Below are 12,985 nucleotides of genomic sequence, written 5' to 3' on the forward strand. Positions count from 1 at the left end.
TGCCATTATCATTGGTGCAGGATTGGCAGGACTTACTGCTGCAATGGAAATTACCAATGCCGGAAAAAAGTACTGCTCCTGGACCAGGAAACCGAACAGAATATCGGCGGACAGGCTTTCTGGTCATTCGGAGGGCTTTTTCTGATCAATTCACCCCAGCAAAGAAGAATGGGAATCAAAGATTCTTATGAGCTGGCTTTACAGGATTGGAAAGGAACGGCCGGCTTCGACCGGCCGGAAGATTATTGGCCGCGTCAATGGGCTGAAGCCTATCTGAAATTTGCTGCCGGTGAAAAGTATCAATACATTTCTAAGCTCGGGATCAAGCTGATGTTTATGGTAGGCTGGGCAGAGCGCGGTGATGGTTCGGCGACAGGCCATGGGAATTCTGTGCCCCGTTTTCATGTGAGCTGGGGAACCGGTACAGGAGTTGTGAAGCCTTTTGTGGAGAAGGCTTATAAAGCCAGGGACAAAGGTTTGCTGCAGATGAAATTCAGACACAGAGTAACGGAATTTATAACAGAAAATGGAAAGATAAAAGGACTGAAAGGAGATATTCTGGAAGATGATACTAAAGAAAGAGGTGCTGCTACCAACAGAAATGTAATTTCATCATTTGAATATGCCGCCCCGAACATCATTATTGCTTCAGGAGGAATTGGTGCCAATCATGAACTGGTAAGGAAAAACTGGCCTGAACGACTGGGGAAAGCACCTGAAAATATGGTTTGCGGTGTTCCTGCTTATGTAGATGGTAAAATGATCGGTATTGCAGAAAATACGGGCGCTCATATCATTAATCCTGACAGGATGTGGCATTATACAGAAGGGTTGCAGAACTGGGATCCCATCTGGCCGGATCATGGAATCAGGATATTACCTGGACCTTCGTCCTTATGGTTTGATGCAAAAGGTAAACGCCTCCCCGCTCCTTTTCTTCCGGGATTTGATACGTTGGGAACCTTAAAATACATACAGAAAACCGGTTTTTCCTATTCGTGGTTTATCCTGACACAGAAAATTATCAAAAAAGAATTTGCGCTTTCGGGTTCAGAACAGAATCCTGATATTACCCATAAAGATTATCCCCTTTTTCTGAAAAGGATCTTTGGTAAAAAAGCACCGGGCCCTGTGGAAGCATTTAAAGAACATGGAAAAGACTTTATTGTATCGGACAATCTGGAAGATCTTGTTAAAAGGATGAATGAACTGACCGGAAATAACCTCCTGAAATATGATAAAATAAAATCGCAGATCGAAGCCAGGGACAGGGAGCTGGATAATAAATTCTCAAAAGATATCCAGGTTAATTATATCAGGAATACCCGGAACTACTTAGGAGATAAGCTGGGCCGTGTCGCGGCTCCCCATAAAATTTTAGATCCTGAAAACGGACCTTTAATCGCTGTACGTCTCAATATCTTAACCCGTAAAACGTTAGGCGGAATCAAAACGAACCTGAACGGACAGGTCTTAAGGGATGATGACAGTATTATTGAAGGATTATATGCAGCAGGAGAAGCAGCAGGCTTTGGCGGCGGTGGAATGCATGGCTACCGGGCGCTGGAAGGAACATTTCTCGGAGGCTGTATTTTCTCCGGAATGAAAGCGGGAAAATATATTGCAGGACTTAAATAAAATAATGAGCAGATATGAGCAGTTATTTCGATCATAAGGTCATCTGGATCACCGGAGCATCATCAGGTATTGGGGAAGCTTTGGTAAAAAACCTGGCAAAGAACAGCAATGCCGGAATCATTCTGTCTTCCAGAAAAGAAGATCAGCTGCATTCCGTAGCTGAAAAAGCAGGATTGAGTATTGACCGGTATGCAGTGATTCCTTTAGACCTCAAAAATTATAAGGATATGCCTGATATTGCAAAAAAAGCGGCGGAACAATTTGGAAAGATCGATGTTCTGATTAATAATGCAGGACTGTCACAGCGTTCTCTGGCGATGGAAACGGATATTGAGGTAGATAAGCAGCTCATTGATATTGATTATATCGGAACAGTAGCCCTTACGAAAGCGGTTGTTCCTTATATGATCAGGAATAAAGGAGGACAGATTGCTGTAGTCTCCAGCCTGATGGGAATCTTCGGAGCTCCGATGCGAAGCGGATATGCCGGGGCAAAGCATGCACTGCATGGTTTTTTCGATGCTTTGCGGGCAGAACTATTCAATCAGAATATCAGAATTACCATTATCTGTCCGGGTTTTATACAGACTGACATTTCTATTAATGCTGTCACCGGAGACGGCTCATTACAAGGGACCATGGATGATGCTACAAAAAACGGAATGCCGGTAGATATTTTTGCAGGAAAAATGCTGAATGCCATTCAGAAGCAGAAAAAACAAAAAGCAATAGGAGGAAAAGAAGTGATGGCTGTCTATCTTAAAAGATTTTTTCCGGGCTTGTTGGCCAAAATAATCCGTAAAGCAAAAGTGGTATAAAAAGCTCTGTTCAATAAAGAGCAGCGCTTTTTAAGAATGTTTATATCAAAAGGTTTTCACCAGTCCTATTCCCACTGTGTTATTTTGATAAAAAGGCATGACCATAGTAGATGATAAGGTCTTTTTATTTTTATTCCCCCTCAGTAAATTGTCAATTTTTGGGAATAGCCAGTAAGCCAGTTCTGTAGAAAGGATTCCAAATCCGGCTCCTGCCACAACATCTCCCAGCCAGTGTTTATCATTCAGCATCCTGTATACAGCCGTGAAAACAGCGAACGGATATCCTGAAAGGCTCAGCCAGAAATTGGTGTCTTTATACTCCCTGAACATAAACTGTGCTGAAGAAAATGCTGTAGCAGAATGTCCTGAAGGAAACGATAAGGTATTGGAGCCGTCAGGTCTTTCTTCTTTTACAAGATATTTTAAAGGCATGGTAAAAGCTGCTGCGATCAGTTGTGAAGAGGCATAAATAATGGTGCGGTCTCTCAGATTGTGTGTTCCTTTTATACCCATGGCATTAAACCCGTATACCATTACTGCCGGAGCATATTGGGTATAATTATCCAGTTTTATCCGTGCAGGCTGATGCTCGTTGATTTCAAATCGTGTCGATTGATTAAGGTTTTTCAGGTTTTTCATGCTTAAACCTGCTACTCCATAAGCAATGAATGCTGCAGGAATAATCAGGCTTTTATAATTCAGAGTGCTTTTTCGGGCATCTTTAGTGATAATACTGTCCTCTACAGGTTTCTGAACAGATATCGTATCATTGGTATTCTGAGCGTTGATCCTGCCAATGGCTGAACTTAAAACCACTACATACATCAGTGTTTTTTGAAAGTACTTTTTCATCCTAAATCACATTATAGTTATCCAATTCTGTATTAAAATTTATAGCTGTATCCTAAACGGATTACCTGGGTTTCGTAATAATCATTGTTTGTATAGGCAAATCCATTCCCCTGAACAGACTTCCTGATCACCATTGTGTTGAGCAGATCTGAAGCATTCATAAACAGTTCGCCTTTTCCTTTCTGAATCGTTTTTTTCACTCCTGCATCCATTGAGAATCTTGACTTTGTTTTTCCCTGGGGGATTATGTCCGGTGCCAGATATACCAGGGTAAACTGCATGTCCAGTCCTTTTGGAAAATGGAAAACGTTATTCATCTTGATATTCCCTGAGATAGCAGTCTGCCGGCCGGCTGAAAAAGGATTAGGCTGAGGATACAGGTTTTGTACAGTAAATGCGTTGATCTGGTTACGGTATAGATTTCCATTAACATTGAAAGAATATACATCTGATATTTTTTGGTTCCATATTGTTTCCAGACCGGTATTATAACTTTTTCCAGCGTTCTGGAATATTGCATAGATAAGCGTGCTGCCCGGGACAATACTTGAAATTCTGGTGATGGTTCCGTTGGCAAAACGATGATACAGTGCAGAATACAAATATCCGTTATCCCAATTGTGTTTGTAGCCCAAATCAACAGAATTCGTAAACTGAGGACGTAATGCCGGATTTCCTACCTTAATGATCTCTGCATCATCATATTTCGGGAAAATTCTGATATCCACTTCGTTGGGACGGTCTACCCTTCTGTTGTAAAAAACAGAGAATTTATTGCGGGCATCAAGTTTGTAAGCAAGTCTGAAATTCGGGAATGGCTGGGTATAATTGTAGCCGTCACTTTTATAGGTTGGATGATTAGGATCGACATTATATTGAATTTTTACATATTCCAGTCGCAGCCCTAATTCCGCTTCCCATTTTTCATTTTCAAAGACATAATTTCCATATACAGCAGGAATCAATTCTTTATAATCGGCTTTTCCTCCTGCAGAAATATCCAGAACAGAGTTGGCGCCCGGAATAAAATTCATATTGGTAGGAATACTTCTGTTTCGAAGCTTGATTCCGGTTTCTATTCGTCCGTATTTTAAAGGTTTTACATAATCTACATTGAAATCATATACCTGTTCATCGGATAATAATTTGAAGGCATCAGTTCCCGTAGAAGCAGGAAGGTAGTTATCATAGAAATACTTTTCATCTTCCCTGTGAAATGTATAATTGAATCCAACATTCAAAACATGTCCGGCTTCTTTGAATTTATGCTGATAGGAAGCTGTTCCCATCACTGTTGTTTTCAGCTCATCCTCCAGAAACTGCCACAGACGAAGCCGCTGAGACAGATCTCCGTTGAAAAATGGCTGATCACCTCTGTCTGTAATTTTTTCACTTCCGTACATTCCTGAGATGGTTAATGTATTTTGGGGATCAATAGTCCAGTCGATTCCTGCTTTGGTGGTGAAGAAATTGGTATTTCTGTTTCTTTTCAGCTGGGAATTGATAATGGTTCCGTCATCATAAGTACGGGTTACAAATTCATTTTTATTAAGAGTCTCTGTATATAAATTGTCGGCCTGTAAAAAAATATTGATCTTGTTTTTTCTGTAATTAACAGCCAATGAAGGGTTAATTTTGGGAGTGAGCGTATATTGCGGTCTTATGCCGGGCAGATTTTCTTTTCTTACCCAAAGTGAGCCTAATCCTGTGGTAAACCCGGCTTTTCCGTTCCAGCCATTCTGCTTATTCTTTTTCATGATAATATTGATGATGCCGGCATTCCCGTTAGCGTCATACTTCGATGAAGGGTTGTTGATGATCTCAATTTTATCAATAGCAGAAGCAGGAATATTATCCAGTCCTGTCTGGCTTCCAAAACCGGTGAGAGCAGTCTGTTTACCATCAATCAATACAGTAACCTTATCATTTCCTCTCAATTGTACTTTACCGTCCTGTACAGTAATTCCGGGCAGATTTTGCATGCTTTGCAGCACAGACCCTCCGCTTTGGCTGATGTTATCTGCGACGGAATAGGTCTTTTTATCAAGGCGGCTGTCTATTTCATTCTTTTTGGAGGTTGTAATGGTAACCGTTTCTATTTTGGTCTCATTTTCCTGTTCTTCAGTCAGTTCAACAACGGGAATTTCCAGAAACTCTGACAAGCTGCCTATAAAAACCGGTTGTGAATATTTTTTATATCCGGCGAGTGAAGTTTCCAGAATATAATGATCAGGTTTTAAACCGTTAAGAGAAAATCTTCCGTCTTCATGAGTAATAGTTCCGGCAATAAATGTGCTGTCTTTTTCTTTTTTAAAATAATATGGGCATAAGGTAATGCTGTTTTGTTTTTATCGGTAATTCTACCTGATGCTGTCACAGAAAGAGCCTGCGCAGAAACAAGGGATGAAATGACCATACATGGGAGAAAAAACAGGGCTGTTCTATTCATTTTACTATTTTATTTTCTTTTAAAAAATCTATTGTTTAACTATGATTTGTTTTGAAGTGATGGTAATTCACGGGTATGTTTTCTTTGGGAAATAATAATCATCAGAACCATCAGTGCAAGGGATATCAGTGATGCATTAAGTGTTCCCAGGTCCAGTCCTCCTTTAACCAGGGGCTTGGTTAAAAGGTCCCCAAAGGTTGCTCCAAAAGGTCTGGTAAAAACAAAAGCGATCCAGAACAGGAGAACATGATTGATTTTTGTGAAATAATGAAGCAGGACTACAGCCAAAATAATAAGTCCTGTAATCAGAGCTCCGGTCATATATCCAAGTCCCAGATTATCGCTCAGGAAATCTCCGAAAGCTGTTCCCAGACTATTGGAAAACAATATTGCTGTCCAGTAATACAATTCTTTATTTCTCTCAGAAATCGGATATACTTCAAGGTTTCCGTACTTTTTATACCATAAAAACAGGGAGAGTAAAAGCCCGGAGAGTAAAATGAGGCTTCCGGTAAGGTATCCTGTTTTCAGCGTTCTGTCTATAAAATCAGAGATTTCTGTACCTAAAGTCGTTGTTCCGATGATCACCATCCAGTAAATTGCCGGGATATATTTTTTTACACTGAGCTGCACAGACAAAATAATGATGAAAAATACCAGGGCGATCACAATTCCCGCAACATATCCTAAATTCAGGGTCATGGAAATAAAATCTCCAAGCGTTTCTCCTAACGTGGTGGCTGCAATTTTCATTAACCAGAAAAGAAGCGTAACCGCTGCAACTTTATTAAATATTCTCATTCTCATGTAATTTTATAAAGGATACTGCAGAACTAAAGCATGGAATGTTTCTGAAATCATTTCTAAATACAGTTAATTCCTCAGTATATTTTTATACAAAGGTGCAATCCGATTTAGAAGAAATTTTGAATTGTTGGGTACGGAAATTCTTTTAACTAAAATTTAACGGTGAAAATATGGAGACCGTTTTCAAATCTGTAGCTGATCATCCATTGGTGCAGCCTGCATATTTCCTGTATGATAGACAGTCCCAGGCCACTTCCGTTGTTGTCCGCTGAAAATTTAGAAAATCTTTTAAACAATGCTTCTGTACTCAGTTTTTCCGTTCCTGAATTGGAAACTTCAAAAAAAGATTGATTTAATTCTATAGAAACAGAACCTCCCGGAGAAGTATGCCGGATAGCATTGATGATGAGGTTGTTGATCAATATCTCTGTCAGAATACTATTCCCGTTTACTTTTACATTATTTGAAATATTTTCAGCTGCTGAAATGTTTTTTTGTTCAAAATGCTCCTCGAGAATCTCAATGCTTTGATGAAGCAGCTGGGCAAAGAGAATTGTTTCCGAACGGTCAAACTGGTTATTGTCAATTTTAGCGAGAAGCAAAAGATTTTTATTGATACGGGAACTTCTTGTAAGCGCTTTGTTGATGTCTTCTGCAATTCTGTATTGCTTTTCAGTGAGATCCTGATCCTGAAGTAAAATATCCAGTTTGTTTTTAATAATGGCAAGCGGGGTCTGCAGCTCATGAGATGCATTTTCAGTGAACTCCTTCTGGGCTTTATAAGTAGAAATATTTCGTTCAATCAGTTTGTAAAGGGATTGATTAAGCTCTTCAAATTCTGAAGTATCGGAAACCGGAAATTCTATGGTATTCTGACTGTTAAGATTAAAAGTCTTCAATTGATCCAACGTATCCCTGAAAGGTTTCCAGATGGATGAGGACAGCTTTCTGTTCAGGAATAAAAGTCCGACAACAATAACCACAAAAAAGAATATCGTGATCATCGCAATCACAGCTATGGTTTCATGGGATTCTTCAATGTTCGTTTGTATGGTAAACAGATAGGGCTTGTTGTGCAGGTAAACTACTTTTTTAAGACATCTGTAACGTTCCTTTTTTTGTTCTGAAATAAAAGGCAGCTGCTTTTCATAAGTATAAACTGTGTCTTTTCTGATCTGGCCGGGAGAAATTTTTTCAATATTGGTATCAGGCTGAATGTGATTCCATAATTCAAGACTTTTTCCAGCGCTTCATCAGAAAGCTTTAACCGGTTAAATTCATAAGCTGTTTTCTCTATAATAATCTCGTTATGCTCATCGAGCTCACTTTTCCAGATGGTATCTACCACAATGTAATACACAGGGATGCTTATCATCAGAACAATAAGTACATAGATGAGAAAGGGCTTTGTGGTTTTTGTTAATAGAGGCTTCACAATAGTTATGAATTATGAATTATGAATTATGAATTTTTGTTTTGTGCTTTTGTATTTATTCTTGGTTGTAATAATAATACTACGGAGTATTTTTAATATTTCTGTGGATTCATTACTGATACTTTCATATTCAGTGGATGATAAATAATCTGTGTGAAATAAAAGCTCAATCCGGTAAATAGATTCATCACATTCTTTTTGGGCAATAGCAAGTTTATGGATAAAGTCTGCTTTACTTTCTGCATTCTGTGATTCTCTTATTAAAGCTCCTACTGCTGTTCAGCTTCTTAATAACTGTTTACTCAGAACATATTCATTCTTAGAAGTAAAGATATTTATAAAGATTAATAATCCTAATTGCAAAATCAAAACTTTTATCTTTCAACACATTTCTCTTTTCACTCATGGTTAATCATCATTAATAATTTATCATTCATCATTCATCATTATCTTAGTTTTCCCACTTATACCCTGTTCCGTACACCGTTTTAAGATAATGTCCGCATCCCGCATCATACAGTTTTTTCTTAAGGTTTTTTACGTGAGCGTAAACAAAATCATGATTATCAAGCATATCTGCCAGATCTCCGGAAAGGTGTTCTGCAAGTGTACTTTTAGAGATCACTTTATTTTTATTTCCGATAAAATAAATCAAGAGATCAAATTCTTTTTTCGTTAATGAAATCGATTCATTATTTACTGCCACTGTTTTAGCCAGCAGATCTATCTGAAGCTCATTTTGCTTCACTACGTTGGAGCTGTTGAACTGTTTCCGGCGGATCACAGAATATACCCTTGCCATCAGCTCAGAAAGATGAAAAGGTTTGGTAAGATAGTCATCGGCTCCCAGCTTCAGGCCTTCAATTTTATCATCCAGCGCGTTTTTGGCAGAAATAATAATGACACCGTCCTGTTTCTGCTGTTTCTTTAATTCTTCCAGAATTTTCAGACCATTACCGTCCGGAAGCATGATGTCCAGCAAAATACAATCATAATCAAAAGCCTCTGTTTTATTCATGGCTTCATCAAATGTGGGGGCATGTTCACAGAGGTAATTTTCTCCGGACAGATATTCGGAAATACTTTGAGCAAGCTCGGCTTCGTCTTCAACAATCAGAATTTTCATGCGATAAATCTATCATTAAATTTTGAAGAAATTTTGAATATAATGCATCTGCAATATAAATTTCTGATTACGATATGCAAATAAGGATTTTGTCTCTGATAAAATCCTTATTTGTTGAATATTTTACATACAAAACTCTTTTCTTCATTGCATTTCCCAACGCTATTTGATTTTCTATCCTGTTATTTTTATCCCGGAACCTGGGCTTTTTCATAGATCAGCTTTTCACTTTTTAATTCTTTCCAGAATTCAGCAGGAATAGCAGTGTTAAGGGCATACATATTATCTTTTACCTGTTCAGGCTTGCTGGCTCCCGGGATAATGGATGCAAATTCATCAGCTGCCAGTACAAAATGGAGTGCCGCATCAACAAGACTTATAGTATACTTTTCAGCAATGGAAGTGATTCTTTCCCGCTTTTCACTCATTCCTTTCGGGATGACGTCTTTATAATTGTAACGTTCCCTTCCTGTCACATATCCTGAATTGTATCCTGCGCCTGAAACCAGTTTTACACCAGCTTTTCTTACAGCAGGAAGAAGACGGTCCACAGCATCTTCATGCTCAAGGATAGAATATTGCGTTGCGGAAAGACAGATATCCGGATCAGCAGATTCAATACAGTCTAAGATAGGTTCTATTTTGTTAACACCCATTCCCCAGGCTTTTATGACACCCTGATCCCTAAGCTCGGAAAGAATTTTAAAAGCACCCTTTCTTGCCTGTTCCAGAAAATAGGGATAACGGTCTCCTACCTGATCTTCAGATAAATCATGAATATAAACGATATCAATATGGTTCAGTCCGGTCCTTTTCAGGCTTTCTTCAATTGACCTCTGTACAGCATCAGCAGTATAATCATGACGGAAATCATAATGCAACGGATTTTTCCACATAGTAGGCGGTACCTCAGCTTCAGGCACTTCACGGAAAAGTCTTCCCACTTTGGTTGAAAAAACAAAATCATTCCGTTCCTGTTCTTTCAGGAAACTTCCAAATCTTCTTTCGCTTTTTGTTAATCCATACCATGGAGAAGTATCATAATATCTGATGCCTGTATTCCATGCTGTCTGCAGAATTTCATGAGCCTGCTCATCTGTGATATTTTCGAAAGCAGTTCCGATCGCTACTCCACCAATTCCCAGTCGGTGTTTTTCTGTTAAAATGTCTGTTTTCATATTGAAATATTTTATGGTGTTGGTTATAAACAGGCTGCAAACATCGTGCAGATATAATGGAAACGTTAAAGGTAAAGATAGCATTCAACCTTTTGAAATCCTTAATGGGTAATGATATAAGGCTTCTTTTGATATTTTAAATATTATGTTAAATGTTTTTTTTATCGCTTCTTTGGTCCTGTTATTGAATGAAATATGATACACCATTTCAATAAATTACTTCATATGAAAAAGCATATTCTAATCGTAGGAGGAGGATTTGCGGGTATTAACCTTATCAAATCTCTCAAAAATGATAAACGGTTCAAAATAACGCTGGTCGATAAGAATAATTATCATTTTTTTCCACCCCTTATCTATCAGGTGGCCACTTCTTTTATAGAGGCTTCCAATATCAGCTACCCTTTCAGAAAGCTGTTTTCAAACAATAAAAATGTGAAATTCCATATGGGCAGCCTGCTTAGGGTAAATCCTGAAAATAAAACAATAGATACCGATACCGGCACCCTGGGTTATGATTATCTGGTATTGGCACTGGGAACAGAATCCAACTTTTTCGGAATGGAAAATGTAAGAAAATGTGCACTGCCGATGAAAAATATCGAAGAAGCGCTCTACCTGAGAAATCATATCCTGCTGACCCTTGAAGAAGCTGCCCGAAACAAAGATATCAAGGAAGCCGAAAAGCTTCAGAACATTGTTATTGCAGGCGGTGGCCCTACAGGGGTGGAATTGGCAGGAATGCTTGCAGAGATGGGAAGGTATATTGCTCAGAAAGAATATCCGGAAATTAAGTTAGGCCTTTCCAATCTTTATCTTATAGACGCACTGCCTACCCTTCTTTCCCCGATGAGTCAGCTGGCTCAGAAGACAGCTTATGAAAAACTGAAAGAATTAGGTGTAAAAATTTTATTGAATGTTTCTGTAAAAGATTATACAGATAACAAAGTCATCTTAAGCGACGGAAGCATTATTGAGACAGAAACGCTGATCTGGACTTCGGAGTGATCGGAAAAGAAGTCCCTGGATTACCGGAAAACAGTATCGGAAAAGGAAGGAGAATTCTGGTGGATGCCTATAATAAAGTAGAAGGAACCAGTAATATTTATGCGTTGGGAGACATAGCACTGATGCTTTCAGAGGAAAAATATCCGAAGGGGCATCCTCAGCTGGCTCAGGTTGCCATTCAGCAGGGTAAAAATCTTGCCGCAAATTTCAAGCGCATAGAAGATGGAAAAGTCCTGGAGCAGTTCCATTACAATGATAAAGGAAGTATGGCTATCATTTCAAAATATAATGCTGTAGTGGATCTTCCGAAGCATTCCTTTAATGGATTTATCGCTTGGCTCACCTGGCTTTTTATTCACATTATTCCTCTTGTAGGGTTCAAAAACAAAATTCAGCTGGCAGTGGACTGGTTCCGTTTATTTATCACCAACAATCCATCCATCAGGCTTATTCTTTTCCCGAAAAGAAATACAACAGGCAACGGATAACTACATAACAAATACCAACACTTAAATCTTATAGTATGAAAAATCAAAGAAGACCTCCTTTTTCGGAGAAACAGTGGTTATTACAGGAGCTTCAAGCGGAGTTGGTAAAGCCACGGCAGAAGCTTTTGCAGAACAGGGTGCAGATCTTGTTCTGGCAGCAAGAGGTGAAGACGCACTTAAAGATACGGCAGAATTATGCAGAAAGCTTGGTGCTACCGTGATTGCAGTACCTACAGATACTTCCGTAGCTGAAGATGTTCAGAATCTTGTCAGGGAAGCCCTTGAATTCAGTGGTAAGATTGATTATTGGGTAAATAATGCCGGAGTGCTCGCCTTTGGTAAATTTGAGGAAGTTCCGGCAGACGTTACAGACCAGATTGTTAAAACAAATCTTCTCGGATATATGCATTCTGCTCATGCGGTACTTCCTGTTTTTAAGAAGCAGAAAAAAGGAGTACTGCTCAATAATATTTCTATTGGCGGATGGATGCCTGCACCGTATGGAACAGCCTATACAGCCTCAAAATACGGGGTTCGTGGTATGGTGGAAACATTACAGGGAGAGGTCTCAGATTTTCCGGATATCCATATCTGTGCGCTGTATCCCGGTTTTCAGAAATCTTCCGGAATAGAGCATGCTGCCAATTATTCAGGAATAAAACTGAGTACCCCTCCACCCTCTTTTGATCCCCGGGAACTGGCTGCGGCTATTGTAAAGACGGCTAAAAATCCAAAAGAAGTTATCTATCCGGACTGGTCTGCCATTGTTTTCAAAAATTTATATGAAATAATTCCCGGAATCATCCGGTATCTATCTTCAGCAGGGATGCGTATGGTGATGAAGAATGCTAATAAAGATAATAAAACCGGAGGAAATGTTTTGGAGCCGTCCAAAGGAAATATGGGAATAGATGGAAAAACACTGTTTTCTTTTCCTAAAACTTTGCTATGGGCTGGGGCCGGAATTATAGGAGCCATGGCTGCAGGCATACTTTTATCAGGAAAATCCGGTAAGACAGAATAATCATAAACAGGGAGGAAATTGACAGGACAGACGTTGAAAAAGCTGTTTTTTGTAAGATATTTCATAAATTTACGGAGCTGTATCTGTTTCATAGCAGCATAAAAATGTTTCCAAGGTGAAAATTCACAACAAAAAAAGTACCTGAGCTTCCTTAAATTTAAA

At 39.0% G+C, this 12,985-nt stretch carries 13 protein-coding genes and 1 pseudogene; 5 read left to right on the forward strand and 9 right to left on the reverse strand.

The annotated features are described in order from the left end of the window. Window positions 1–43 precede the first annotated feature (43 nt). Window positions 44–1,638: pseudogene (locus OWR28_RS11700) on the forward strand (FAD-binding dehydrogenase). 14 nt (window positions 1,639–1,652) lie between these two features. Then, entirely contained in the window at window positions 1,653–2,456 is an 804-nt protein-coding gene (locus OWR28_RS11705) for an SDR family oxidoreductase (protein WP_332386745.1), read from the forward strand. Window positions 2,457–2,501: 45 nt separating this feature from the next. Here the strand turns inward: OWR28_RS11705 and OWR28_RS11710 are convergent, their stop codons facing one another. From OWR28_RS11710 to OWR28_RS11750, 9 genes are all read right to left on the reverse strand, one after another. Further along, entirely contained in the window at window positions 2,502–3,308 is an 807-nt protein-coding gene (locus OWR28_RS11710) for a phosphatase PAP2 family protein (protein WP_332386746.1), read from the reverse strand. Window positions 3,309–3,340: 32 nt separating this feature from the next. Further along, on the reverse strand, window positions 3,341–5,470 hold the full coding sequence (locus tag OWR28_RS11715) for an outer membrane beta-barrel family protein (protein ID WP_332386747.1): 2,130 nt from the start codon (window positions 5,468–5,470) through the stop codon (window positions 3,341–3,343). A 74-nt stretch (window positions 5,471–5,544) separates the two neighbouring features. Further along, window positions 5,545–5,757, reverse strand: a complete 213-nt coding sequence (locus OWR28_RS11720; RefSeq protein ID WP_332386748.1) for a hypothetical protein — start codon at window positions 5,755–5,757, stop codon at window positions 5,545–5,547. Between the two features lie 39 nt (window positions 5,758–5,796). Beyond that, the gene (locus OWR28_RS11725) at window positions 5,797–6,558 is read right to left on the reverse strand and encodes a COG4705 family protein (RefSeq protein WP_332386749.1); all 762 of its coding nucleotides are present in this window, start codon (window positions 6,556–6,558) and stop codon (window positions 5,797–5,799) included. A gap of 155 nt (window positions 6,559–6,713) precedes the next feature. Further along, on the reverse strand, window positions 6,714–7,763 hold the full coding sequence (locus OWR28_RS11730) for a sensor histidine kinase (protein WP_494168464.1): 1,050 nt from the start codon (window positions 7,761–7,763) through the stop codon (window positions 6,714–6,716). Beyond that, window positions 7,649–7,999, reverse strand: coding sequence for a hypothetical protein (locus OWR28_RS11735; protein ID WP_332386751.1), 351 nt, complete (start codon window positions 7,997–7,999; stop codon window positions 7,649–7,651). Before OWR28_RS11735 ends, OWR28_RS11730 begins: the two co-directional genes overlap by 115 nt. A 12-nt stretch (window positions 8,000–8,011) precedes the next feature. Continuing rightward, window positions 8,012–8,260: a four helix bundle protein gene (locus OWR28_RS26965; RefSeq protein ID WP_494168465.1), complete on the reverse strand. Its 249-nt coding sequence runs from the start codon at window positions 8,258–8,260 to the stop codon at window positions 8,012–8,014. 190 nt (window positions 8,261–8,450) lie between these two features. After that, entirely contained in the window at window positions 8,451–9,125 is a 675-nt protein-coding gene (locus OWR28_RS11745; RefSeq protein WP_332386752.1) for a response regulator transcription factor, read from the reverse strand. Window positions 9,126–9,313: 188 nt separating this feature from the next. Next, complete coding sequence (locus OWR28_RS11750; RefSeq protein WP_332386753.1) at window positions 9,314–10,303, reverse strand: aldo/keto reductase; 990 nt, start codon at window positions 10,301–10,303, stop codon at window positions 9,314–9,316. Between the two features lie 225 nt (window positions 10,304–10,528). On the opposite strand from OWR28_RS11750, the gene OWR28_RS11755 reads away from it, so the two are divergent. The 3 genes from OWR28_RS11755 (at window position 10,529) to OWR28_RS11765 (ending at window position 12,823) form a co-directional block, all read left to right on the forward strand. Then, a complete protein-coding gene (locus tag OWR28_RS11755; protein ID WP_332386754.1) occupies window positions 10,529–11,311 on the forward strand; it encodes an FAD-dependent oxidoreductase in 783 nt (260 codons plus the stop codon). After that, window positions 11,308–11,799: a hypothetical protein gene (locus tag OWR28_RS11760; RefSeq protein ID WP_332386755.1), complete on the forward strand. Its 492-nt coding sequence runs from the start codon at window positions 11,308–11,310 to the stop codon at window positions 11,797–11,799. Before OWR28_RS11755 ends, OWR28_RS11760 begins: the two co-directional genes overlap by 4 nt. Before the next feature lie 73 nt (window positions 11,800–11,872). Next, window positions 11,873–12,823 (forward strand): SDR family oxidoreductase, encoded by a 951-nt coding sequence (locus OWR28_RS11765; RefSeq protein ID WP_332386756.1) that lies wholly within the window; start codon window positions 11,873–11,875, stop codon window positions 12,821–12,823. Window positions 12,824–12,985: the final 162 nt, after the last annotated feature.

The sequence above is a fragment of the Chryseobacterium sp. 1B4 genome, assembly GCF_036631475.1.
Taxonomy (GTDB): domain Bacteria; phylum Bacteroidota; class Bacteroidia; order Flavobacteriales; family Weeksellaceae; genus Chryseobacterium.